The sequence below is a fragment of the Paenibacillus sp. VCA1 genome (assembly GCF_031583795.1).
Taxonomy (GTDB): domain Bacteria; phylum Bacillota; class Bacilli; order Paenibacillales; family Paenibacillaceae; genus Paenibacillus_AQ; species Paenibacillus_AQ albilobatus.
Map to the genome: position 1 here is coordinate 197573 of NZ_JAVLSX010000003.1, position 24612 is coordinate 222184.

Sequence of the window (24612 nt, forward strand, 5' to 3'; positions counted from 1 at the left end):
GCCCATGAGCTTCCATGGAACTAAGGCTCTTTTTTATGCGCCAAACCAAAAAGACGGGGCCTCGCTAGTCCCCTGCCTCTTCTTCGCGCTTTTTCGCAAGCGCCGCGCGGTAGTCCTCGGGATGATTCATATTAAAAAAGACTTGGCCGGCCTCAAATCCCGTTTCCTGCACGAGGACATCCTCGGGGATATACCGGACCCGAAGCCGCTCAAGCCAGTCCATCATCCGCAGTCTGCCGCCGCCAAGCGCATCCTCCAGCGCCCCAAGCCCGCTGGCATGATAAGCGGCGAGCAGCGGCTGCACCCTGCCTTCCTCTACCGGTATAATCGCTTGATAGCTATCGCCGTCTGCACGTTCGGCTTCCGCTTCCTTCACGCTTTTGACCAAATATCGGAACAGCGCCGATGACACGAAGGGCATATCGCAGGCAGCGACGATGATCCACGGCGTCTTGGCCGCATGCAACGCGGCGTGGATGCCGGACAAAGGCCCCTGCCCGGGAAAGCGGTCATAAACGATCCCTCTGCCCAGGTCCCGATAATCATCCGCGGTTTGATCGTTTGCGGCGATGATCACTTCCAGGCCCGCTTCCGTCATGGCTCCGATAATCGTTCCGATCACCTTTTCGTTGCCGACGGCAAGCAGCGCTTTATTTTGACCCATGCGCCGCGACCCGCCGCCTGCCAGCACAACGCCGGTAAGTCCCGTTCCCGTCATCTAACCACCTCCTTGAAAATTTTCGTTCCACAACGCTTCCGATGACCTCCGTTTACCGTTTAAAAACCGCGCCCGGAGGGCACTTTAACAATAATTGGTTTGTATCCCTTTTCAACAAATGATAAAGTGGGGGTGGCGGCTTCTATTACCTAGCCTCTGTCGATTTGCATTCGGTCGGAAAGGAATGTGCAACGTGGATGATCGTGTAAAAAAACAGTCCAAGCTGCTGCCGCTTAAGGCATTTAACTTTCTTATTTACGGAACCATGGTGATTTTCACCAGCTTTTTTCAATTATACCTGCAGGACGCAGGCATGAACAAATCCGAAATCGGCAGCTTAATGGCGCTTGGCCCTTTGGTGTCTCTTTTCGCCAATCCGTTCTGGATGAAGTGGAGTGACCGCCTGCAAAATACGAGACGCATCCTGCTGATCATGATGACGGGCACCCTGCTGCTTATACAATTTGTGTTCCATGCCGGCACGTACAGAATGGTTTATTTGGCGATGATTCTCTTTTTCTTCTTTCAAAGCCCGATGTTCGCACAGAGCAACACGCTCATTCTGGGATATACCGCAAACCAACCGAAAAGGTTCGGCTCGTTCCGGAACTGGGGGTCCATCGGCTGGGCGGTCGTTGCCGTATCCGCGGGCATGGTCATCGACCGGCTCGGCATTTCGCGTCTGTCGTTTCTCGTCACCGGCATTTTAGTGCTGGCCATCGGCACGGTTCTGCTTCTCCCGCCGCTGAAGGCGGCTTCGGAGACGCCGCCCATCCGGCTGAGGGGACTTGCCCAATTCGTCATGAACCGATATTTTGTCGCGTTTATATTGCTTGGGATCGTCGTTTCCGTCCCCAATGTCATGAATAATACGTTTATGTCGCTGTATATTGCGGAACTTGGCGGCTCCAAAACGATGGTCGGATTGGCCGTCTTTCTCTCGTCGTTTCTCGAGGTGGCCGTGCTGTTCCTTTTCCACCGCTACCTGAAGCGCTCCCTCACCACCCTGATCGGCTGTCTGGGGCTGGTCAGCGTGCTTTTCTGCGTGCGGTGGCTGCTGATGGCGGGTGCCTCGCATCCGCTGGAGGTCGCTTTCATTCAAATTATGCACTGCATTACGTTCGGCGGGTATTTCTACGTCGGCATTCAGGTGGTGAGCCAGCTCGTGCCTCCTGTGCACCGCGCTGCGGCGCAGTCCGTATTTACGCTGACCTGGAGCGGCATTTCCGGCGTCATCGGCAGCCTGGCCGGCGGATGGCTGTACCAAAATTTCGGCGGCGCCGCAATGTACAACATGGGTTTCATGATGGCCCTCGCCGGAGCGGCCGGATTCGGCTTCATGTGGTATTGGCTGCGTTCGCAAGGCCATCATCCGAAAACGAACATCCCTGAAGAAGAATTCGAGGACATGTAAAAAGCCAGCGCGCAGAGCATCGGCACTGCGGCTGGCTTTTCCTTTGTTGCATTGGATCGAAGCGCTCCCGGCTTACTTCGGCAGCTGGAACGAGCTTTTCATCGATACGATCAGGTTGAAAACAGGCTCTCCCGGCTTCGAATATTTCGGGTCGACGTTGAAATATCCGTGGCGGAAAAATTGGAATTTGTCCTGAGGATTCGCATCTTTCATGCCCGGTTCCACGAATCCGTGAAGCACCTCGAGGGAATTCGGGTTGATTTCATCGAGGAACGATTTCTCGACCTTTTCCGTTTCTTCGAGTGCTTCCTCGACTTCAGCCTCTTCGTCTTCCTTCGGTTTGATGAGCGGCTCGTACAGGCGGAATTCGGCCGGTATGGCATGAGAGGCTTCCACCCAATGGATCGTGCCCTTCACTTTCCGTCCGGTAAAGCCGGTGCCGCTTTTCGTTTCAGGGTCATACGTGCAGTGGATCTCCGTCACGTTCCCGTTTTCGTCCTTGATGAAATCGTTGCACTTGATGAAATACGCATTTTTCAGGCGCACTTCATTGCCCGGGAACAGGCGGAAATATTTATTCGGAGGGTTTTCCATAAAATCGTCCTGCTCAATGTAAATTTCGCGCGAGAACGGGATTTGACGGCTGCCCATCTCCGGATTTTCCGTATTGTTCTCCGCTTCAAGCCATTCCACCTGTCCTTCCGGATAGTTGGTGATGACCACTTTCAGCGGCTTCAGCACGGCCATCGTGCGCGGCGCCTTCAGCTTCAGGTCCTCGCGGATGAAATGCTCCAGCATTTGCAGGTCGATGAGGCCTTGGCTTTTGGAAATGCCGGTTTCGTATACGAAGCTGCGGATCGCTTCCGGCGTATAGCCGCGGCGGCGGAGACCCGAAATCGTCGGCATGCGCGGATCGTCCCAGCCGTCGACGATGTTCTCGTCCACAAGGAGCTTCAGTTTCCGTTTGCTCGTCAGCGTTTGCGCGACGTTCAGGCGGCCGAACTCGTATTGATGCGGCGTGCTTTCCATTTCGCATTCCGCGATCACCCAGTCGTAAAACGGACGCTGATCCTCGAACTCGAGCGAGCAGAGGGAATGGGTTACGCCCTCAATCGCATCCTCCAGCGGATGGGCAAAGGCATACATCGGATAGATGCACCATTGGTCGCCCGTGTTGTGATGGGTCGCGTGGGAAATCCGGTAAATGACCGGATCGCGCAGGTTGATGTTTGGCGAAGCCATGTCGATTTTGGCGCGCAGCACTTTTTCCCCGTCCTTGAATTCGCCGGCGCGCATTCTGCGGAACAGGTCCAGGTTCTCTTCGACGCTGCGGTCGCGGTACGGGCTGTTTTGTCCCGGCTCGGTCAGCGTGCCGCGCGTTTCGCGGATTTGATCGGCGCTTTGGTCGTCCACGTAAGCTTTTCCCTTTTGGATCAGCAGCTCGGCGCGCTTGTACATTTCTTCGAAATAGTCCGAAGCGAAACGCTTTTCCGCCCATTCGTATCCGAGCCATTTGACGTCCTCTTCAATCGATTTGACGTATTCGACGTCTTCTTTCAGCGGGTTTGTATCGTCAAAACGGAGGTTCGTCGAACCGCCGAATTCCTGTGCAAGCGTAAAGTTGATCCAGATGGCCTTGGCATGTCCGATATGCAAATAACCGTTAGGTTCCGGCGGAAAGCGGGTAATCACTTTCTGGACTTTGCCGGACTCCAGGTCATCGATTATCACGTTTTTAATAAAGTTGGAGGGGGTGCTTGGTTTCTCCACAGTAATCAACCTTTCATCCTGAATTATGTCCGCCTTTCATAGATTGAACCGACAGCAGTTTCCTGCTCTTCCCTACATCTATTCTTTATAAGCGTGTTTCATTTAAATATACCTGTAATAACCGGATAGTTCAATGATTCGGCTTTTTGTGCTTTGACGAAAGACACGGGATTAGGGTAGCATGGAAAAATAGAATGGAAACGAAAGCCAAAAAGCGCGGCAAATGCTGTACATTTTTATTCCCACATAGAAAGAAGGTTTGAAATTATATGTTTACATATTTACTGGACGATCACATCGAACTGAAGCCGCTCGCCCTGCAGCATGTCCGCGCCTTGTACCAATTGACGGTCGATTCGCGCGAGACGCTGCGCGAGTGGCTCCCTTGGGTCGATGCCATCACGGACGTGGAGCATACCGCAAGCTACGTCAAAAACGCCATCAAGCAGGGGGCCGAAAACGGCGCCGTCTCCGCAGGCATTTGGGTGCAGGGAGATCTTGCCGGCATCATCAGTTTTCATGAAATCCACTGGCATAACCGTTCCGTCAGCATCGGCTACTGGCTGGGAACAAATTACGTAGGCCAAGGCATCATGACCAGCGCCTGCCGTGCTTTTGTCGATTACGCGATGATGGACTTGGATTTGAACCGGGTCGAAATCCGCTGCGCCACGGGCAACCATCGCAGCCGCGCCATTCCAGAAAGACTCGGCTTCGTATTGGAGGGGATCGTCCGCGAAGCGGAGTGTCTTCCGCAAGGATATGTGAACCACGCCATTTACGGCATGCTTAAGAGTGAATGGAAGCTGCTCCGATAACCCTAAACGCAAAATACCCCCGGAAGCGGGGGCCATTGGCTTCGAAACCGATTCAGGTGCCTTGAAGGCCCCCGGAAATGATAAATTCTTAAAAAATCGAAAAAGCCGCCCGGCCGTGTTTCATGATCCGGCGAGCGGCTTCCTAAATGATCCTTACCCTATCGTTACCCTTCCTGAAGCCATTTCGTAAAAGATTCTTTTACTCCGGCTGCCAGCGCGTCCACTTCCAGCAGCCGCCTAAGCTCGTCCCGGTCCGCCCCGCGGCGTCCGAGAGCCTGCTGCTTCAAAACGGAAGCGACCGTCACCCGCATCGGATGGGAAGAGCGCTTCACGATCCGCGAGTCCTTGCTCAAACGGCCCTCCTCAAGAATCCGCAAATAGAAGCCGCTGAATCCGGTATCCAGCACGCGCGCGGGAAAATCCTTGACGGCATGTTTGCTCGAGAGCTTAAAGCACGGGAAACGGGGCTGGCTGACCTGAACGACGACCTCGCCCATTTCGAAGACATCCCCGATGCACACCCCGGTTTCGAGCAGCCCGGTGACCGTTAAATTTTCCCCGAATGCAGAGTAATCCAGTTTCTTGTCGAGCTCCTGCTCCCAATAAGCGTAGTGCTCATAAGGATACACGCAAACCGCCTTGTCAGGGCCCCCATGATTGACCGTATCGGCCTGTCCGTCGCCGTCCATCTGCGTCCGCCCCACGAACACTTCGCCTTGAACCGGGCGTTTATAGATGCCCGTCGTGAGCGGCTTGCCCAAATATTCGACCGTCACCGGCTTGCCCACATTGACGGACACGATGCCGTATATGCCCTTCTCCTCCAACCTGATCCAACCCCCTGCCAACATGTTTGAACCTTATCATAACAAAAGAAGGGGAGCGATCTCAAAGGTTTTTATCCGGTTCGATCTTCACGGCCGTCAAAGAGCCTCAACAAGCCCTCCGTCGATGACCAGCGTGCTGCCCGTAATATAGGTGTTGGCCCCGGACAACAGGAAAACGACGGCTTTGGCGAACTCCTCCGGCTCGCCGTAACGCCCGAGCGGGATTTCCTTTTGCGCCTGCTCCGCAATGGCCTGTACCGATTCGCCTTTTTCTCTGGCGTTGTTTTCGTTCAGCTTTCTGATGCGGTCCGTAGCGATCCGCCCGGGGGCCACGGTATTGACGAGGATGCCGTATTGGGCGAGCTCCTGGGATAACGTCTTGCTCATGCCCGCCACGCCCGTCCGAAACGTATTGGACAGGATCAAGCCGGGAATCGGTTGTTTGATCGAGCTGGACGTAACATTAACGATATGCCCCCCGTGTTCCTTCATATGCGGGAGCGAGCAGCGGATCGTCCGCACATAGCTGAGCAGATTCAGCCGGAACGCGTTTTCCCAGTCTTCGTCCGTAAAGGATTCGAACGTTCCTGCCGGCGGGCCGCCGCCGTTGTTGACCAGGATGTCGATTCGCCCGAACGTTTCGGCCGTATAGCGGATCAGCCCTTCGACTTCATGCGCAATCGTAATGTCCGCCGCGTAATATTCGACCTGGCCGCTGCCGAGCTGCTGCAATTCCTGCTGCACCGCCTGCAGCTTGTCGTCGCTGCGGCTGCTCAGCATGACGTCCGCCCCTTCCTTGACAAGCTCTGCGGCAATCGCCTTTCCGAGTCCCGAGCTTGAAGCAATAACCAACGCCTTTTTTCCTCGAAGCTGTAAGTCCATCATGCATCCCCTTTTCCTTGAATTTTGCGACGATGAAAAATACCGATTATATCAAACCTCCGCCCGTTGATAACCCAAAAAAACACACATAACCTTCATTACCCTTATGAACGTCCGACGAAACGGACATTTGCAACAAAGGACCTTCACTTCGTGAAAGTCCATTCTATTCACTCTATTCTATTAAGCATAAGCCCGTCGCGGCAAAATATCAAATTCAGGTTATACATCCAGAAAATATGCCATCCAAATTTCGTCGGCGTACCCGCCTCCGACGCGGTATTCGCGATGCAGACGGCCCTCCTCGACAAATCCGCATTTCCGGTAAAACCGGATCGCCCCGGCGTTGGTCGAAAGCACGCGCAGCCGCAGCTTAAGCTTGCCCTGCCCGGCCGCCCAAACCTTGGCCTCGCCGATCAGCCGGGTGCCGATGCCTTCCCGTTGGTATGCCGGATGCACGGCGATGTTGATCTCGCAGACATGCGCATGCGCCGCAAGGCCGGTCGGATCCCGAAAACCGACATAACCGCACACGGTCCCGTCGGCGTCGGCCACCAGCTGGGATTCGGGAGGGCAATGCCTCAGGAATTCCTCGCGGGAGGTCCAGCGCAGCGGCTCAGGCGCGGTTCGCTCCGTCCAAACGAGTTCATCGATATCCATTAATGCCTGGGCATCCTTCATCCTGGAAACCCGGATCGTGAGCGTTCGCTCATACAGCTTCATGGCAATCGCACCTCTTTTTGACAATCATTTGATGTCTGAAAAACGAACAAAAATGACAAGGAATGCTGCAAATACCGGCCATCATCCCTCGATGGACCCGGATAACGAGCGTTCGGCCGCTTTGTTGCGCAGCGCGTGCGCGACAAAGCAGGCGACGGCTACGACGGCGATGCCGATGGACAGCCAGGCCACCGGAGCCAACCCCCCGCGGTCGTACAAGATGCCCATAAAATAGGGCCCGATCATACGTCCGAGGGCGGCCATGCCGCCCGTCACCCCGATATAGAACGGAGCGGCCTTGTGGGCGTGGTCCGATATGAACGCCGGGACGGCCGGGGAAATGAGCATTTCCCCCAGCGTGGCCAGCGTCATCGCGAGCACCAGCCCGGGATAGCTCGGGAGCGTCAAAATGACGACGTATGCCGCCAAATAAAACAGGCCGCTGGCCGTCATTTGCGAGGACGAGTCCTTGGCAAACCAACGTTTGATCCAAGTGGTCACCGGCTGCGCGACGAAAATCAATATTCCGTTCAGCGTCCACAAAAAGCCGTACGCCCGCTTAGGCATGCCTTCGGATATGATATGCGGCGACACGCCCGTGTTCCAGATCGAGTTGCCGAACCAAAGGAACAGGGAGCCCAGCCCCAGATACAGATACAACCTCGTATTGCCGAGAAGCGCAGGCACGCTTTCCCCCGTTTCTTTCTTTGCCTTTTTGGCGAGATGAACGGGTCCTTCCTCTTTATCCAGCCGATTCAAATAATTCAGGAAAAACAAGGCGAATACGGCCGATGTCGCCCCGTTCAGAATGAATGTGAGGTGATACGACACGTCGGCAAGGAAACCGCTCAGCGCCGTCCCCAGCGCCACGCCGATGTTGTTGGCCACGTAGATGACGTTAAACAGCTCGCCGCGCCGGTCCGCAAAACGGAACCCGACGAATGCCTGGATGGCGGGCATCGAAACTGCGTTGCAAAGGCCGATAAACCCCATCATGACCATGTACAAGGCCCAAATCGAGCTGATGAAAGGCAGCGTGAACAGACCGAGCGCGCATAACCCGAGCGAGCCGACGATCAGCCGTTTGACCCCGACGCGATGATATAGCGCACCGCCCAGCAGCTGGCCGATAATGCCGCCGAACGCCTGAATCATGACGACCAGGCCGGCATCGGCCATGCTTCGTCCAAGCTCGTCGAATACGTACATCGTCGTCAGCGGCCACATCAGCGACCCGCCGGCGGAATTGATCAGGCTCGCGGCAAGAAATATTTTGACTTCTTTCGGATAGGATTGCAAAAATTTCATAACGTTTATTTTCCCCTGCTTTATGCAAATTCCGTTAATGACAAGCTGTGACAGGATCTCGACATCATCCGGGATGCGTTACGTCCCGATGATGGGCTTTTCGATGCAAAAAAGCCCCGAGGGGCTTTTAAAGCAATGGAAATACGATCTTTTCTTGTCCCAAATCCCAGTATCCATGATCCTTGCCGTCCTGGCAATAGCATCTGTTAACGCTTTACTTGGACAACGGTCGAAAAGAAAGTGGCCCCGCCGCCCATGTCCGCCAGACGGTCCGGGGTCAAGGCATTGACGCGCCGTTTGCTGCCTTTCCCGTTCCACCATAATCCCTGGCTGACGACCGTTCCCGGGAGCATTTTATCCGTGACCTGCGCTTTCAGCTCCAGCCGTCCGCGATCATTATACACGACGACGTCGTCCCCGTCCTGAATGCCGCGCTGCGCCGCATCCTGCGGGTGGATCTGAAGCAAAGGCTCCTTCTCCAGGCGCTGGTGTTTCTCCGAATTGGCAAAGGTGGAATTCAGGAAGTTATGGTTCGGCGGCGATATGAACATCAGCGGGTACGATTCGCTTGGGCCGGGCCGTTTCGTGCCGTCATACCCCTCCTGCAGCGGGATATACTCCGGAAGCGGCGGCAGCCCCGCCTTTTTCATCGCTTCGGAATAAAGCTCGATCTTTCCGGAAGGCGTCGTCAGCCGATCCAGATAGGAAGCTTGCGGCGTCATGTCGAGTTTCACGAAGCGCTTCTCCTTCAGCAACTCCAGCGTAACTCCGTTCAAATACGGATTCTCCGGATAATCCAGCGCTCCTGCAATCAGTTCCTCCTCGGTTTCGGCAAAGGTCCCGGCGTCCAGTCCCATGGCCCGGCCCAGCATCGCAAACAATTCGACGTTGCCTTTGGCTTCGCCGAGTTTTTCGATCACCGGCTCCTGCAGCTGTACATAATGATGCCAGTACGATGCGTACAGTTCCGTCGTCTCGAACGAAGAAGCTGCAGGCAGCACGATATCCGCGTATTTGGCGGTGTCGGTCAGGAACAAGTCGTGCACGACCGTAAACAGATCCTCCCGGGCAAAACCTGCCTGTACCCGCTCCGTGTCCGGTGCGACGACAAGCGGGTTGCTGCAATAGACGAACACGGCCTTGATCGGCTGCTCCTTCATGTGCAGCGCCTCTCCGATCCGGTTCATGTTGATGCTGCGTGCCTCCGGGTTCGGCCGCAAATCCGGCCGCTCCAAATAGTCGCTGTTCATGGCGTGATAGCCTCCGTTCGTCTTGATGGCTCCGCCTCCCTTTTTCAGCCACTGGCCCGTCAAAGCCGGCAGGCAGGCGACGCTGCGGACGTTCATGCCTCCGTTGTCATGATGCTGAAGCCCGTTGCCGATCGCGATGAAGGAAACGGAGGCCTCGCCGTACATGCGCCCCAGCTTCTCGATATCTTCCGCCGGTACGCCCGTAATCGCGGACACATGTTCCGGGGTATAGCTTTTGACATGCTCCCTAAGCTCTTCATGCCCTACCGTATACCGCTTCAGGAAGGCTTCGTCCGTCCATCCGTCACGGAACAGAACATGCATCATGCCGAGCGCCAGCGCCGTATCCGTCCCCGGGTACAGCGGAACGAACCAATCGGCCCACTGGGCGGTGCGGTTTTTGTGGACGTCGATGACGACCACTTTCGCCCCGCGCTTGCGCGCTTTCTCGGCGATGACGACTTGGTGCATATTCGTGCTGATCAAATTGCCGCCCCAAACGATGATCAAATCCGCGTGCTCCGTGTCCTCCGGCGAGGTCCCCCCTTTGAAGCCCATCGTATATTTCCAGCCGGCGTTTCCGGCTGCGTTGCAGATCGCTTGATCAAGCCGGCTGGCGCCAAGCGCGTTGAAAAAACGCCGGTCCATGCCGTCCACGCTGAGAATGCCCATATTGCCGTAAAAGCTGTAAGGCAAAATGGATTCCGGCCCGTATTCGTTGATCAGCTCCCGGTACCTTCCGGCAATTTCGCTGACAGCCTCATCCCATGAGATGCGCTTAAATTCTCCGGAGCCTTTCGGGCCCGTCCGTTTCAGCGGGTAAAGAACCCGTTCTTCATGGTAAATCCGTTCGGTCATATTGCGGACCTTGTTGCATATCGCTCCCTGCGTGATCGGGTGCTCCGGATTGCCGGTAACCTTGACGATTTTGCCGTTTTCCTTATGCAGCAAGAGGCCGCATGTATCCGGGCAGTCCAGCGGGCATACCGCCGGGAACACGCCGTTTTTTTGGTCTAACATTCCGCCCCACTCTCCCTTTGTCGCTCTGGTTCTTATCGCTCTCTTATTGATATCTTAATGGGCAGGCGGCAAATGCGCAAAAGAAATTCGAGGCCGCATGGCGGGTACGCAGTTTGCCTTAAAAGAAAAACCCGCCGCTTTCGCGGCAGGTTCTCATGATTTCGTTTTTTTTCGCTTACAGCAGCTGCTCGATGGCGCCTGCCATCGTTTCCGGAACCTCGCGCGGTTCATAGCGGGCTACCACCTCGCCGCTGCGGTTCACCAGAAATTTCGTGAAATTCCACTGGATATCGCTGCTTTCAGCAGTTCCGGGCTGCTCCTTTTTCAAATACGCAAAAAGCGGATGCTCCTCTTCCCCGTTCACGTCGATTTTTGCAAACACGGGGAAGGAAACCCCGTAATTAAGCTGGCAAAACGAGGCGGCTTCTTCGCTGCTGCCCGGCTCCTGCCCCCCGAATTGGTTGCACGGGAATCCGAGAACGACAAGCCCTTGGTCCCGGTAACGTTCATACAGTTTTTGCAGGTCGCCATACTGCGGCGTCAATCCGCATTGGCTTGCGGTGTTGGCGATGACCAGCACTTTGCCCTTGTAATCCTCGAGAGATACTTCCTTGCCCGCCGGCGTGGCGGCTGAATACGAATATACCGACATTTGGATTCCCTCGCTTTCTTATGATCATATCGTTGTTCATCTGCCCCGGTGCCTGGCTTTGGCTTTCCGGACGGCGATTTCCCGCTTGCGCTCGGCTGCGGCTTCCCGCTGCTCTTTGCCAAGACGCGTTCTTTCGCGCTTTCGCAGCTCGATCTCCTGCCTGATGGCCTCCTGGCTCGCCGTGCTGACCCCCCGTGCCCTGGATTCCTTGGCCGCAAGCCGGGCAAGCCTTTTGGGGCTTACGGTTTTCAGCGGAGATATGGCGGTGTCGACGCCGCAGGAGAGCCGATCCGCCAAGGCAGGCAGCCGGTGCAAGACAAATTGCCACACTTCCGGAAGCGAAGGCTCCGCTCCGAAAATATGCCTGCCCGCAAACAGCTTGCCGTCTTTTTCCGTTTCCACGATGCCGACCCAATAAGGCTCTTCGAAAAATACCGTTAGTTTCACTGGTATTCCCCCTCTGTTCAAAATCAGAACGCCGGACATCCCGAGGGGGGGAAGGTTACTGACACGGATCGGCGCGCGCTGGCCGCCCCGTGCGCCCGGACTACCAACCGGACCGTGTTTTTGCGCTCTACTTCCATCATACACAAGTCGAAGACAAGTGCAAGCCGCGGCTCAAAACCGCCGCTTTGGCCGCCTCGGAAGAAAAAATAACCGGAAGGTTTGAACATCCATCCCTTCCGGCTCCTTGCATTCCGTTATGCTAACGTCCCGATCTTCCGCCCCGGCGCCCGGCATCTGTCCCGCGCCCTCTGCGGCCTTGCGGCGGGGTGCCGCCGCGGCTTTGGTTACGGCCGCCGGAAGCGCCGCGCTTGGAGCCGCCGCGGGCATCCTTTCCGTTGTGTGAGGCGGCCCGAACCGCCTTGTCTTCCCGGCCGGAACGTCTTTGCCCGTCCCGCCCGGCATTTCCGCGCCCGCCGGAGGCCTTGCGCCCTGGGCCGCCGGCCTGTTCCTTATGGCGGCCCGCCTCCTTGCCGCCGGATGCTCCCGGTCCCCGCACTTCGACAATGGCGCCGTCCTGTTCATACCGCCGGCGCTCGATAGCGTACTGGATGCCCTGCTCAATGCGCTGCAGGTCCCCCCTGTCCTTCGGAGAGGCCAGCGTAACGGCCATTCCTTTGCCGCCGGCCCGGCCCGTGCGCCCGATGCGGTGGATGTAGCTTTCAACCTCATGCGGCATGTCGTAATTGAAGACATGCGTTACGCCTTCGACGTCCAGGCCTCTGGCCGCCACGTCTGTTGCCACAAGCAATTGGAGCTTGGCTTCACGGAAACGTTTCATGACCTGCTCCCGTTTCGCCTGCGACAAATCGCCATGCAGTTCGTCCGATGCGTATCCCCGCTCCAGCAGCGCCGCGTTCAACGCCGATGCCCGGCGTTTGGTGCGGCAGAAAATGATCGCGAGATACGGGCGGTACATGTCGATCATCGATACCAAAGCCTGCTGCTTGGTCCGGTCCGTCACTTCCACCACCAGCTGCTTGATCGACTTCAGCGGCACGGGCGATTGTTCCACCTTGATCGTGACGTCTTCCGCATCGCGGGTATAGAAAGAAGCGAGCCGTTTAACTTCCGCCGGCATCGTCGCGGAGAAGAGCAGCGTCTGCCGCTGATACGGCAGCGCCTGGATGACCGCTTCCACCTCGTCCAGGAAGCCCATATGCAGCATCTGGTCGGCTTCGTCCAGCACCAGCGTCTTTACGCCCCCAAGCTCCAGCGTGCCGCGCCGGAGATGATCGTTTAACCTTCCCGGGGTTCCGATGATCAAATGCCGTCCGCCTTCCAGCTTGCGCAGCTGTTTCTCCACGTCCTGGCCTCCGTAGACCGCAAGGATGCGGATTTCCGTCCCGCGGGCGATTTTCCGCGCCTCTTCCGTAATTTGCAGCGCCAGCTCCCTCGTCGGCGCAATGATCAAAGCCTGCGGATAGGAGCGGCTTGGGTCCAGCCGCTGCAGGATCGGCAGCAAAAAGGCGATCGTTTTCCCCGTTCCGGTTTTGGCCCGGGCGATGACGTCCCGGCCCGCCAGCAGCAGCGGTATCGTTTCGGCCTGCACCGGCGTCGGCACGGCGATCCCGTTTTCCTTCAGGGCGGCAACCCACGGCTCCTCAATGCCCAGCTCTAAAAAATTTGGCAAAACATCCACCTCGTTAAATTCATCTTTTCGTAATCCCGGTTTTTTTGAAAACCGCCAAAAAACTTATTTTACCGGATAAGCTCCGGATTGGCGAGAACGCCGTTATCAACTTCTAAAATCTGCCCGACTTGAAAATGGCGTACAGCAGCCATACGACCATAAGGAACGCGACGCCCAAGCCGATCCCGATCACCGGAAAATGCCACAAAATCGAAGACTGGCGGTTCATGGAGGAGCCGATGATCAGACCGACCATAATGATGCTGAATGCCAACAAGACGATGCTGAAGGACAATCTGTTGCTGATCTGGTCCAGCTTGCGCATCAGCGAATCCATCTCCGGCATGCTGAGCTCTACCTTCAGCTTGCCCTTGCTGATCAGCGCGGAAAGTTGCCTTGCTTGGGACGGAATGTCCAGCAGCGCCTCGGCCAGCCCGGCCGCGCTTCCGAGAAACTTGCCGCGCAGGCGGCGGGGGCTGAACCTCTCCTTCACCAGCTTCCGTCCAAACGGCTCCGCCATGTCGATGATGCTCAGCTCCGGATCGAGCTTTTGAATGACGCCCTCCATCGTAAGCAGCGCCTTGCCGAGCAGCGTCAGATCCGGGGGCATCATAATCGCATGCCGCTGAGCCACCCCAAACAGGTCGCTGAGCGCTTTGCCGATGCCGATCTCGGAAAAGGGCAGATCGTAATATTCGTCCCGAAGCACGTCCAAATCCCTGCGCAGCGACTCCATATCATTGTCTTCCGGCAGCAGCCCGAGATGCAGAATGGCGCTGACCATGCTGTCCGTATTTTTACGCATAAGAGCTATAATGAGTTCGGATAAATGGTCCTTCATATCGCTGCTGAGCCGTCCGACCATTCCGAAGTCGAGAAATGCCAAGCTCCCGTCCTTCCGGACGAGCAGGTTGCCCGGATGCGGATCGGCGTGAAAGAACCCCTCCATGAACATTTGATGCAGCATGGCGTTCACGAAACGTTTGGCGATCAGCTTCCGATCGAAGCCGGCCTTTTCCAACTGCTCCGGTTGGCTGAGAGTGACGCCTTCGACGTATTCCATCGTCATGACGCGGGAAGAAGTGAACTGCCAAAATATTTGCGGAATAAAAATATGGGGATCGCTTTGAAACTGCAGCGCGATTTTTTCCGTATTGCGGCCTTCCCGGCTGTAATCCATTTCCGCCAGCAGCGACCGGGAAAATTCCTCGACGATTTTGACCAGCTGGTATCTTCTGGCCCACTCCCACCGCTTTTCGGCCATATGGGACAGGTCATGCAAAATCGCCAGATCGCGCGTAATGGTTTGCAGCGCGCCGGGGCGCTGGATTTTCACCGCCACCTCTTCCCCGGATTTCAGCTTGCCTAAATGAACCTGTCCGATGGAAGCGGCGGCGACCGGAATATCATCAAAACGAGCGAACATGTCCCCTACCGGCATTTCCAGCTCTTCTTCCAAAATGCTTCGCGCCGCTTCCGCCGAAAAAGGCGGCACCTGGTCCTGAAGTTTTACAAGCTCCCGGATCACGGATTCGGGCAGCAAATCGGAACGTGTGCTTGCAAGCTGCCCCAGCTTCACGAATGTCGGGCCCAGATCCTCGAGCACGAGTCGGACCCGTTCCCCTAGCGTCTTTGTCTCCGGCTGTTGCTGCTTCATTCGGCGGCGCGGCAAGGACAGCATTTGGAACAATCCCAATTCCTCCACCATGTAGCCAAAGCCATGACGCATAAGCGCCATGGCGATCTCCCGGTAGCGACCGGTATGCCTGATACGTACGGCCATATTACGAATGTCCCGTTTCAGGCCCTTGTTCCGGGGCATTTCCTTCAAGTTCGGCGATTCTTTTTTCCAGCGTTTCGATGCGCCGTTCCAGATCGGCAACATGCTTTTCGGAAGGCACATGAAGTTCTGTCAAAATGCGTTGGATTTGCTCCCGCAGAAAATCTTTGAATTGGGATTTTTCCTCCTCGCCGCGCTCGACAAGCCTATCAATCATGTCCTTGGACTCGGCCGGCGCAATTTCGCCCCGCTTGACCAGCTCTTCAACGGTCTTTTCGATTTTTTCCTTGCTGACGATCGTCAGGCCCCACCCGAGCGAGATGGCTTTTTTCAACAGATCGCTCATTGCATTCCCTCCCATGGCTTATTTTCCCTTATTATACCCCGAAATCGTCTGCCGTAATTACGGCGTTTTTTTGAAAGACGGCAGTTTCTCGTCTCGAATCGGGTGAAAATAATTCCTCTTGGCTCCGGCGTCAACCCGGAAGATGGGCCGCCCAACGGGCCGCCTGCAAAATCAGCCTGCGGATCTGCGGATGCTGGAACGTCGGCTCGTGATGGCCGGGCATAAAATATACGATTCTGCCGAGTCCGTACTCATGAGTCCATGCTGCCGGGTACCAATCCTCGCCAAGCTTGTATTCGAGCAGCACTTCCTTCTCCGTCAACGGATCAAACCGGATTTGATAAGGCTCCTCCTCCAGCTCGAAGGGCTCTACGCCTTCCGTTACGGGATGCTCCCCGCTGACGCGGAAGGAGATCGGCTGGATCGGCGGATGCCCGTCGAACCGGCCGCCCATCAGCTGGGCCAGCTCATACCGGCGATTGCCGATCGACAAGCCGTTATGCAGCACGAGGAGGCCTCCCCCTTGGCTGACGTACGAAAGAAGGCCCGAAGTCTGCTGCTTTGATACCTGGTCATCCCAAAGATCAAAATAACAGATGCACAGGTCGAACGGTTTCAAATGCTCGAGCAGCAGCAAATTTTTGTTTTCGCTGCATTGGACCGAGATAACCTCGTTTAATATATAGCTGATCTGTGCATCCACTCCCTGCAGAGGATGGAATTTCGGATGGGTATAATCGCCGAGCAAAATGCTTTTTTTGTTATACAAAGCTTTTCCTCCTTCGGTAAGCGCGTATCGTCGCATTTATTTTGCCGTATTCCGCCATGTTGAATGCATAAATGGGCGAAGGGGCAATTTTATGCAAAAAGGGATGCCGCTTTCGTACGCATCCCTATATCTTAATAAACACATTTTATATGATTCTTACGCATCCTCCGCTTGAAAATAACGCGCAAGCTCTACGAGCATGCTGCCCATTCGCTCGTCTTCCTGCGGATAAACGACCCGCGAAATTCCCTCTTCCCGCAGCGCCTGCGCCGTCAATTTGCCGACAGCCGCCGCTACGACGGGTCCCTCGAACGCAGCCGCCAGCGCCTCAAACTTATCATGGCTCCGCGCGTATTCCGCCAAATTGCGGACTTGCGGGGCGCTTGTAAAAGCTGCGGCATCAACCTTGCCGCTCAAAACGTCCGAAAGCAGCTGTGCCAGCTGTTCCGGCTCAGGCGGTATGTGCCGGTAAGGCAGCACCTTCCGAACCTTCGCCCCCTGCTCTTCAAGCCACTCCTCCAGCTTGGGCGCAGAATCGCCGTGCAGCTGCAGCACGACTTCCGCGTCGCCGAGCGGATATTCGGCCAGCCCGCGAATCAGGCCTGACGTGCTTCCGTCATCGTCGCGAACCATCGCTTCGAGCCCGCGTTTGCGGAGGGCATTGACCGTTTTATATCCCCGCGCGGCCAGCGAAGACCGGCGGAGGGCCGCAAGAAACCGCTCTTCCTCCCCCATATCGGCCGCGATGCCGAATAAAGCATCCAGGCCCATGCCGGTCGTCAGTATGGTCCATGCCGGAGGATGCGCCATCCAGTCCTCGAGGTCGCCCCGCACCTGTTCGTCGTCCAAAAACACCGTGCCTTGAGCCGGGCGGACGAGGGCCGTTCCGCCCATTTTTTCCACGATTTTAACCATCTCTTCCGCTTTGCGCGCGCCTGTAAGTACAATCGTTTTGCCAGCTAATCGGCTTGCCATTCACGTATCCCCTCTCCCGGAAGCAATCTGTTTTGACCAGTATACTTGACCGAAGGAAAGAGGGGAAGGGATTGTATGTTCCTGCCGGCGGAAGCCGGGAAAAACCCGGTTACATCGATGCGCCGGCCCTTTTGGAAAGGCGGTGTTTTCTCCGTTGATTATACAAATACCGGACGACAAAATAGGAAATGAAGCCGAGGACAAGCCCGAATACGGACATGCCGATCAGCACGTGCAGACCGCCCTGGAGCAAATGCTTGAAGATCGTAAAGTCTCCGTGCAGCAAATTACGCCAAGCATGCTCCTGCAGGGGCATGCCGATGACCTTTTTCGGAAACAGCCATTCCCCGATTTTCTTTGCAAAAGGAAGAAGAACGATAGGGAGGAAGGTCAGCTTGCCGATCACGTTGCCGATAATGGCGGCCGGGAGCGATCCTCCGGCAAGTCTGACGGTGGGATAAAAAATAAGGTAAACCAGCGACCCGGTCGAAATGACGATCATTTCGAGCCCGAACCCGATCGCGAAGCCGAGCGAAACCTTCCTGGCTCCTCCGGGAGAACGGAAAAGCTTGATCATGTTGAACCGGAGCTTTCGCCAAAATTTATGAAACAGGTTGTATTTTTTTTGTTTTTTTATCATGCGATCACCCTTCATAGTCCAAAGCGGCGGTAAGCCGCATGGAGAGCCGTACCGTCAAGGCCTGCCCTTATGCTCATTGTATCATTTCCGCGTCCCTTTTTCTAACGCTACATTGCCGGAATGCCCCTTTCGGTCCGCGTTTTTCGCGGGACGGTGAATGAGAAAGATGACCAGCGGCAGGACGAGGATGAAAAAGAGGGCGATCAACGTCCACTCCTCGTTGAAATTAAACAGCTGGATGGAGTTCGAATAGAACCAAAACCCGCAGCTGAAGGCTAACAGGCCGATGGGGGCGGCCATCATTTTCCCCGATACGGACGGGATCACCAGCTTCATGCCGTAGCAAATGATGTAAAGGCTGATCGCCAGGTTCAGCAGCACGCTCGGAAACCAAATGGCCACCACGATCAGGTCGAAACGATCCAGGAAGTCCGTGATCCGCAGCTGTCGAACCAGTTCGTATGTCGGGTACATCATCCGCTCGGAAACCTCCACCCCGAGCAGCAGGATGACCATAATGATAGCCCCGACCAGAAGGGCCATGGCAAAGAGCATGGAGTAGACGCCGTGCTTGAATTTATAATCCTTGCTCGAAAAAATGAACGGAAGGATCAGCATTTGCCCGATATAGGACACCGAAATCCAGCTTCCCTCGGTCACTTTTCGCCAATTGACATGAAAAAGCGGCCGCATCAGGCCAAAGTCGAAATCCCGAAAGGCGATGATCGGCATCAGAGCAAAAACGATGATAATGATCGGACCGTAAAGCTCCGTAATGCCGAGCACCGTCCTTGCGCCGCCCCGGGCGATGTAAATCACGGTCGCGGTTATGCAAAGCGAACTGATAAGGATCGGAGTCAGCGGCAGCAACACGACGTTCGTAAAATCCGAAATGATGCGGATGTCCCTGACAAGAATCATGAAGAAAAACAGGATGTACAGGATCAGGATGACTCTGCCGACCGCCGGAAACCGGCTTTTCAACGATTCGAACAGATTCTGCTCGGGAAACCGCCGGGAACTTCGCGTCAGCAAATACAGCATCAGCAGAACCAGAACGGCCGACAGCAAGTAGCAAATAAAGGCATGCTGGCTAGCCCTGGTGATCAGCTGGCTGGGTACGTTCAGCATCGTCGTGTTAATGACGTAGGTCATGCCGATGAGCACGACTTGGCGGGCGGTAATTTTTTGCACGTGAACTATTCCTCCTTACCTGATCTGATTGTTTCAAAAAGGCACCAACGGGCTCAGCCATTTCTCCAGCCATACGGTAGCATAGACGACGCGGCTGATCTGCAGCGCATACGCGAAAATACCCAGTCCCGCCAACAGGAAAATGTAGGTAAACCAGCGGTTTATCTTCGGAAGATCGCGGATTACCTTGAAATCCACGATCAAAATAATCGCCGCCGCGACAATGTAAATGATCCAAATTTTATTCATGGTGCAGCTCCACGTCCCTTCTGCCAAACGGTTTGTTGACCGCGCCGATGTTTTCGACATGCAGGTTGGTATTGATCACGACGTTCACTTTTGGATACAGCTCGGCCCAGCGATACTTCAACCTATCCCAGTCGCGCGGTTTCTTCTCATGGATCGTCCGGCCGAATCCAAGGGCGTCGCTATGGTACTCGTCCTGAAGTTTATGAAGCCCGGACCGGATCTGAGCGATCATTTCCTTGCTGGCCTCCTGCTCGAGCCGGTTCATATGTTTTTCGTTGCCGAGATCGTAATTGGAGTTGTTCTCGATGACGGACCCTTTGGCCAAAATATCCATATGCATCGTAATGTTGTCGCCGTGAATGACAGGGCTTAACGTTACCATGCTTTCCGTGAACATGAGGGTGATATATCCTTTGCCGATCGGGCTCGGCACCACGACGTCCGAAGATTTCGACTGGTTCATCGCCAATAGGATCATCTTCACTTCCGGTCCCTTGAGGATGCCTGCAAACCGCTCCCCCGTAAACAGGGCAAGGCCGGTGATTTGGATGTTCTTTTTTTCCTTTTTATCCCCGACCGATTCGGGGACGGCCTGCTGCAGCGAAATATAAGGCAAGGAAACATCAACTCCGGTTGTCAGCAGATCATTGGCCAGTCGTTTGAGCGTGATCGGTCTTCTCGTGAGTTGATTCATCAGTTCGCGGATCATTTCGCTCGGGAACTGCTCCATCGGCGCGCTGGCGTCCATGATTTTATAGGCCGGTCCTTCCGTGATGGCGACAAGGGACGAAAGCCGGTTCTGCGGAATGCGCGCGAATTGGTCGAGCATTTGGTTGATGCCCCCCTTAGCGAAATCCTCGCCGACCAGTAGCGTCCTGCGGTGGGCATAGGAAAGTTTTCTCGAGTTCCCCGCCTGGATTTTCAAGTTGGCGTTTCGCAGCGTAATCCCTGTCTTCGATTCGAGGTAATACTTTTTGTTCCCGGCCGTCCCGCCGCCGCCGCCTTCGCTTCCGCTCCCGCCCAGGCTTCCCGGAAGAGCGATTTGCAGCGTGCTCCGGTACAAGCCGTCCTCCTTGTCCACGCAGGACCCGATCACAAACGCGATATCGTTAATCTCGGTGCGGTCCCAGCATCCCGTAAGCCCGAGGGATACGCATAAAAGGAGCCCCGCGGTACAAATTTTTTTCATCGAACCATCACCATACCTTGTTGGAAGCGGGCGAGCCGTTGATATCCGGCTCCTCCCGTTCCTGATTTTTCCTCGACAGCCAGGACGGCCGTCTGCCCATCGTCCACCATGGAGCGCGAACGAAAATGTCTTTGTGATCCTGCTTATGGTACGGGCTGACGCCGGAAATGAACGGCACGCCGAATGAAGTCAGCTGCGTCACGTGCACGAGAATCCAGGTGATGCCGAGGATGATGCCGAAAAGCCCAAGCACGCCGGCCAGCAGCATCAGCGGAAACCGGAGCAGGCGAATCGTAATCGCAAGATTGAAGTGGGGAATGGTAAAGGACGCAATCCCCGTCATAGATACGATAATGACCATCGGCGCCGACACGATCCCCGCTTGAACCGCCGCCTGGCCGATGACCAGCGCCCCGAGGATGCTGACGGCCTGGCCGACCGTCTTCGGCAATCGGATGCCCGCCTCGCGCAGCGCTTCGAAGGATACTTCCATCATTAACGCTTCGACCAGCGCCGGAAAAGGAATCGCCTCCCGCGCCGCGGCGATGCTCAGGACAAGAGTCGTCGGCAGCATATCCTGGTGGAAGGTCGTGACCGCTATGTAAAGAGAGGGCAGGAACAAGGCGATAAACAGGAAAATATACCGAATCCACCGGACGAAGTTCGTAATGAAAAAACGTTCGTAATAATCCTCGTTCGCCTGCATCATCTGGAAAAACGTGATCGGAGCGATCAGGACTAACGGCGTTCCGTCCACAAAAATGGCGCACCGGCCTTCAAGCAGTTGCGCGGCGACGCTGTCCGGCCGTTCCGTGTACATCATTTGCGGAAACGGCGAATACGGATGGTCTTCGATCATTTCCTCGACGTAGCCCGACTCGAGCACGCCGTCGATTTTAATGTCTTTAAGCCGGTTTTTGACGTCGTTCACCATCTTGGGATCGGCGAGCCCTTCGATGTACGAAACGACGATATCCGTTTTGGTATTCGTCCCCAGCACCATGCGGTACATCTTGAGATTCGGCGTCTTGATCTTAAAGCGGACAAGCGCCGTATTGATGCGGATCATCTCGGTAAAACCTTCGCGCGGGCCGCGGATGACCGATTCCGTCTCCGGCTCTTGAACCGGACGGCGGATGCCGCCCTTAATGTTAAACAGATGCGCCTCTCCGATGCCGTCCACGAATACCGCCACGCTGGAATTCAAGATCCCTTCGACGGCATCGATCCATTTCGTCGCGCTCATGACCTGCGGGAGCGATACGCGGGTATTTTCCAGCGGCTCAAGATCCTCCGGCTTGATCTGCTCCGGAGGCGCCTCGTTTTTCATCCGCATATACGCTTCCACGATCGGCTCAAGCATATGGCCCTCGAGTTCCAACGAGAGCACGATTCCTTCGACGTAAGCGATGAATGCGTTGATGCCCGGTGCAATCTCGATCGAGCGGTACACCATATCCGAGCAATCCCTAAAAATCGTTTTCAACGTCTGGACGTTTTGATCGAGGCTTTTCTGGATCTCCAGCTTCTCCCATGGAGGAGAAGGAAGTCCGAGCGGTACGCCGGACGGCAAGCCGGCGGCTTTTCCGGTATGTTGTTTGCGTTTGCTCACGGCCCTAACCCCCTCGTATGCCGGTGTATTCCGGATGTTACGCCATAGCTTGTGCCAAAATTGGATAATTTATGTGCGAGGGGGGACGGCCAACCGAAGCAAAAAAAGAAACGGCCGCGCCTTATGAAAAGCGCGAACCGTTCCTTATCTAGCAGAACGTTAGGATGCGATTTTGAATTTGGCCACCAGTTCCTGAAGCTGCTCGGCCAATCGGCTCAAGTGCTCCGCGGAAGAAGCGATCTCTTCGATGGATGCCAGCTGCTCCTGAGCGGAAGCCGATACCGACTGCGTATTGTCGGCGGCGACCTCCGACAAACTCTGGATATGCCGGATCGCCGCTACCGCGCTTTCGCCGTTCCTCGCAAGCTCCCTCGAAGCCTCGGCCGCGGAGTGGATGCCTTCCGCCGCTCCTTGAACGGCCTTGAGGATGCGGGTAAACGATTTGCCGGTAATGTCAGCGGCATCCATACCTTCGGATACCCGCCCCTTGGCATCTCCCATCGCGGCAAGCACGCGCTGCATTTCCGAGCGCATGCCTTCCACCAGTTCCTCGATTCGCTGCGCCGAATGGCCGGACTGCTCCGCCAGCTTGCGGACCTCAACCGCCACGACCGCGAAACCTTTCCCATGCTCGCCCGCGCGCGCCGCCTCAATGGAGGCGTTCAGCGCCAGCAGATTGGTCTGTTTGGCGATTTCCGCCATCAGCGTGACGATTTCCCCGATCCGGCCGGTACGATCGCTCATATGGGTCACGACTTCGTCGAGTTCGCTGACGGTTGTATGTATGTCATTCATTTTGCCCGTGACGTCGACGACCGCGGCATGCCCTTCTTCGGCGGACCGGGTCGTACGGGCCATCTTCGCCGAAGCGTCATCCATGTGCCCGCGGATCCGCTCCGATTGCGTGGACATGACGTCCATGCTGCCCATGCTTGTCTCTACGCTGCGCAGCTGCTGTTCGCTTCCGGCCGCCACTTCCTGAATCGCTTCCGTCACGGTTTCGATGGCCTTGGTCGTTTGATCAGCCCCCGTTGACAACCCCTTGGCGGATAAGCTGACCTGGGCGGTAATTTCCTGGACATTGACGATCATGCTTCTGAGATTGTCCACCATCGTCTGAAAATGCCGGCTAAGATTGCCGATTTCATCCCTGCTCGAGGTGTCGATTTGCGCCGTCAGGTCTCCTTGGCTGATCCGCTCGGTCGCCTGCGTCAGCTTGCTGATCGGGCGGATAATCGAGCGGATGTTCAGGAAAATGATCGCGAGCGCCGCCAAAATGGACACCGTCATGACGATAATCACCGAATTTCGGATTCCCTGCGCCGACGCCTCGATGTCCGATTCGAACATCGATCCGGCCACTTTCCAGCCTGTCAGCCTGTTCGTCGTAAAAGCAAGCCGGCGCTCCTCGTTTTCAAAGGTATACGAAAAATTTCCTTCGGGTTTGCCGTAAAGCGGTCCGAGGAAATCGCCCTCCGCCTTCTGGCCGGTATATTTCGGATGGACGACGTAATTTTGGTCCTGGTCGGTAATAAAGATGTACCCTTTGTTTCCGAGCTTCATATTGGTCAGCGTCCGGACGTTGTCCAAATTGAGCTCAATCGAAAGGACGCCTTTCCCGGATGCAACCGCCTGGGATATCGAGACGGCCATTTTGCCGTTGGCCGCTTTGAATACCGGGGATACCGCCGGTTTGCTTCCTTGTTTAAGAGATTGTACGTACCAATCCTGCTTCGTCACGTCGTATTGCTGCGGCAGCGGATCCTCGGATGCCCGGACGAAGTATCCGCCTTCGATTCCCAAAATGACGTCCTTCACGTCTTGATGCATGTCCATGTACTGACGCAGCTGGAGTTTAAGCTCCCCTCCCTTCCCGAGCGGATCTTCAACGGCCCTTTCCAAATACGGCTGCTTCAGCAAATATTCAATATCGTTCATTTTAGCCTGGACGTTTTGGGTAATGATATTGTCCGCTGATTTCGTGCTCTCGAGCGCGCTGTTCATCAGGTCCTTGGCGTTTGCGTTTTTGGCCGATTGATAGGATAGAATGCCGATCATGAAGCTGGGGACAAGCAAAACGATGAGGTACGTGATCAATAGTTTTCTTTTAATGGTAATCGAAAATCGTTTCACAATGGCATTTTCCTTTCTGTATCATTAGGACTTGGGGCATAATTCATTTATGCCTGGATATAGCGATTTGGGCACTTATTCATAATATATCGGAAATATGCACAAACTTTTTTTCAACTATTATCCAATTCCTTTAGATTATTCTATCATCATCCTCTTCATAGGCAAAGAGGCCTAGTACTAGAAATACAGAAGATTACGGCATC

22 protein-coding genes are annotated in these 24612 nt (G+C 55.5%); 2 read left to right on the forward strand and 20 right to left on the reverse strand.

Annotated features, from left to right (window positions below; all coding sequences use genetic code 11):
* Positions 1-64: 64 nt before the first annotated feature.
* Complete coding sequence (mobA, locus tag RJP21_RS07550) at positions 65-718, reverse strand: molybdenum cofactor guanylyltransferase (RefSeq protein ID WP_310858745.1); 654 nt, start codon at positions 716-718, stop codon at positions 65-67.
* 184 nt (positions 719-902) lie between these two features.
* Between mobA and RJP21_RS07555 the strand changes: the two genes are divergently transcribed.
* Positions 903-2132: an MFS transporter gene (locus tag RJP21_RS07555; RefSeq protein WP_310858746.1), complete on the forward strand. Its 1230-nt coding sequence runs from the start codon at positions 903-905 to the stop codon at positions 2130-2132.
* Positions 2133-2204: 72 nt separating this feature from the next.
* Here RJP21_RS07555 and RJP21_RS07560 read toward each other — a convergent pair whose 3' ends face one another.
* Positions 2205-3902 carry a glutamine--tRNA ligase/YqeY domain fusion protein gene (locus RJP21_RS07560; protein WP_310858747.1) on the reverse strand — a complete coding sequence of 566 codons (1698 nt, stop codon included), beginning with the start codon at positions 3900-3902 and terminating at the stop codon, positions 2205-2207.
* Between the two features lie 269 nt (positions 3903-4171).
* On the opposite strand from RJP21_RS07560, the gene RJP21_RS07565 reads away from it, so the two are divergent.
* Positions 4172-4720 (forward strand): GNAT family N-acetyltransferase, encoded by a 549-nt coding sequence (locus RJP21_RS07565; RefSeq protein WP_310858748.1) that lies wholly within the window; start codon positions 4172-4174, stop codon positions 4718-4720.
* A gap of 164 nt (positions 4721-4884) precedes the next feature.
* Here RJP21_RS07565 and RJP21_RS07570 read toward each other — a convergent pair whose 3' ends face one another.
* The 18 genes from RJP21_RS07570 to RJP21_RS07655 form a co-directional block, all read right to left on the reverse strand.
* Positions 4885-5547 (reverse strand): MOSC domain-containing protein, encoded by a 663-nt coding sequence (locus tag RJP21_RS07570; protein ID WP_310858749.1) that lies wholly within the window; start codon positions 5545-5547, stop codon positions 4885-4887.
* 96 nt (positions 5548-5643) lie between these two features.
* Positions 5644-6429, reverse strand: coding sequence for an SDR family oxidoreductase (locus tag RJP21_RS07575; RefSeq protein ID WP_310858998.1), 786 nt, complete (start codon positions 6427-6429; stop codon positions 5644-5646).
* Positions 6430-6651: 222 nt separating this feature from the next.
* Complete coding sequence (locus RJP21_RS07580) at positions 6652-7152, reverse strand: GNAT family N-acetyltransferase (protein ID WP_310858750.1); 501 nt, start codon at positions 7150-7152, stop codon at positions 6652-6654.
* An 81-nt stretch (positions 7153-7233) separates the two neighbouring features.
* Complete coding sequence (locus tag RJP21_RS07585; RefSeq protein WP_310858751.1) at positions 7234-8460, reverse strand: MFS transporter; 1227 nt, start codon at positions 8458-8460, stop codon at positions 7234-7236.
* A gap of 206 nt (positions 8461-8666) precedes the next feature.
* Positions 8667-10730, reverse strand: a complete 2064-nt coding sequence (locus RJP21_RS07590) for a molybdopterin-containing oxidoreductase family protein (RefSeq protein WP_310858752.1) — start codon at positions 10728-10730, stop codon at positions 8667-8669.
* A 175-nt stretch (positions 10731-10905) separates the two neighbouring features.
* The gene (locus tag RJP21_RS07595) at positions 10906-11382 is read right to left on the reverse strand and encodes a glutathione peroxidase (protein WP_160045322.1); all 477 of its coding nucleotides are present in this window, start codon (positions 11380-11382) and stop codon (positions 10906-10908) included.
* A gap of 36 nt (positions 11383-11418) precedes the next feature.
* Positions 11419-11829, reverse strand: a complete 411-nt coding sequence (locus RJP21_RS07600; protein WP_310858753.1) for a YjdF family protein — start codon at positions 11827-11829, stop codon at positions 11419-11421.
* Positions 11830-12088: 259 nt separating this feature from the next.
* Positions 12089-13528, reverse strand: coding sequence for a DEAD/DEAH box helicase (locus RJP21_RS07605; RefSeq protein WP_397386190.1), 1440 nt, complete (start codon positions 13526-13528; stop codon positions 12089-12091).
* A gap of 103 nt (positions 13529-13631) precedes the next feature.
* Positions 13632-15302, reverse strand: a complete 1671-nt coding sequence (locus RJP21_RS07610; RefSeq protein WP_310858755.1) for an ABC1 kinase family protein — start codon at positions 15300-15302, stop codon at positions 13632-13634.
* A gap of 1 nt (position 15303) precedes the next feature.
* Entirely contained in the window at positions 15304-15645 is a 342-nt protein-coding gene (locus tag RJP21_RS07615) for a phasin family protein (RefSeq protein WP_310858756.1), read from the reverse strand.
* A gap of 130 nt (positions 15646-15775) precedes the next feature.
* Positions 15776-16414: a ThuA domain-containing protein gene (locus RJP21_RS07620; RefSeq protein WP_212958213.1), complete on the reverse strand. Its 639-nt coding sequence runs from the start codon at positions 16412-16414 to the stop codon at positions 15776-15778.
* Positions 16415-16570: 156 nt separating this feature from the next.
* Positions 16571-17389 carry a uroporphyrinogen-III synthase gene (locus tag RJP21_RS07625; RefSeq protein WP_310858757.1) on the reverse strand — a complete coding sequence of 273 codons (819 nt, stop codon included), beginning with the start codon at positions 17387-17389 and terminating at the stop codon, positions 16571-16573.
* A gap of 109 nt (positions 17390-17498) precedes the next feature.
* Positions 17499-18029: a DUF2062 domain-containing protein gene (locus RJP21_RS07630; protein WP_212958209.1), complete on the reverse strand. Its 531-nt coding sequence runs from the start codon at positions 18027-18029 to the stop codon at positions 17499-17501.
* Positions 18030-18110: 81 nt separating this feature from the next.
* Positions 18111-19223, reverse strand: coding sequence for a GerAB/ArcD/ProY family transporter (locus tag RJP21_RS07635; protein WP_310858758.1), 1113 nt, complete (start codon positions 19221-19223; stop codon positions 18111-18113).
* A 33-nt stretch (positions 19224-19256) separates the two neighbouring features.
* Entirely contained in the window at positions 19257-19472 is a 216-nt protein-coding gene (locus tag RJP21_RS07640; protein ID WP_310858759.1) for a hypothetical protein, read from the reverse strand.
* The gene (locus RJP21_RS07645) at positions 19465-20661 is read right to left on the reverse strand and encodes a Ger(x)C family spore germination protein (RefSeq protein WP_310858760.1); all 1197 of its coding nucleotides are present in this window, start codon (positions 20659-20661) and stop codon (positions 19465-19467) included. The genes RJP21_RS07640 and RJP21_RS07645 overlap by 8 nt, the downstream gene beginning before the upstream one ends.
* Before the next feature lie 7 nt (positions 20662-20668).
* Entirely contained in the window at positions 20669-22273 is a 1605-nt protein-coding gene (locus RJP21_RS07650) for a spore germination protein (RefSeq protein WP_397386191.1), read from the reverse strand.
* Positions 22274-22432: 159 nt separating this feature from the next.
* Entirely contained in the window at positions 22433-24406 is a 1974-nt protein-coding gene (locus RJP21_RS07655) for a methyl-accepting chemotaxis protein (protein WP_310858761.1), read from the reverse strand.
* Positions 24407-24612 lie beyond the last annotated feature (206 nt).

Bases quoted from the DNA above. Each gene is read 5' to 3' on its own strand.
- RJP21_RS07640 (WP_310858759.1), bottom strand. From the start codon at position 19,472: ATGAATAAAATTTGGATCATTTACATTGTCGCGGCGGCGATTATTTTG.
- RJP21_RS07610 (WP_310858755.1), bottom strand. From the start codon at position 15,302: ATGGCCGTACGTATCAGGCATACCGGTCGCTACCGGGAGATCGCCATG.
- RJP21_RS07585 (WP_310858751.1), bottom strand. From the start codon at position 8,460: ATGAAATTTTTGCAATCCTATCCGAAAGAAGTCAAAATATTTCTTGCC.
- RJP21_RS07555 (WP_310858746.1), top strand. From the start codon at position 903: ATGTGCAACGTGGATGATCGTGTAAAAAAACAGTCCAAGCTGCTGCCG.
- RJP21_RS07595 (WP_160045322.1), bottom strand. From the start codon at position 11,382: ATGTCGGTATATTCGTATTCAGCCGCCACGCCGGCGGGCAAGGAAGTA.
- RJP21_RS07630 (WP_212958209.1), bottom strand. From the start codon at position 18,029: ATGATAAAAAAACAAAAAAAATACAACCTGTTTCATAAATTTTGGCGA.
- RJP21_RS07625 (WP_310858757.1), bottom strand. From the start codon at position 17,389: ATGGCAAGCCGATTAGCTGGCAAAACGATTGTACTTACAGGCGCGCGC.
- RJP21_RS07575 (WP_310858998.1), bottom strand. From the start codon at position 6,429: ATGGACTTACAGCTTCGAGGAAAAAAGGCGTTGGTTATTGCTTCAAGC.
- RJP21_RS07590 (WP_310858752.1), bottom strand. From the start codon at position 10,730: ATGTTAGACCAAAAAAACGGCGTGTTCCCGGCGGTATGCCCGCTGGAC.
- RJP21_RS07565 (WP_310858748.1), top strand. From the start codon at position 4,172: ATGTTTACATATTTACTGGACGATCACATCGAACTGAAGCCGCTCGCC.
- mobA (WP_310858745.1), bottom strand. From the start codon at position 718: ATGACGGGAACGGGACTTACCGGCGTTGTGCTGGCAGGCGGCGGGTCG.
- RJP21_RS07580 (WP_310858750.1), bottom strand. From the start codon at position 7,152: ATGAAGCTGTATGAGCGAACGCTCACGATCCGGGTTTCCAGGATGAAG.
- RJP21_RS07645 (WP_310858760.1), bottom strand. From the start codon at position 20,661: ATGAAAAAAATTTGTACCGCGGGGCTCCTTTTATGCGTATCCCTCGGG.
- RJP21_RS07615 (WP_310858756.1), bottom strand. From the start codon at position 15,645: ATGAGCGATCTGTTGAAAAAAGCCATCTCGCTCGGGTGGGGCCTGACG.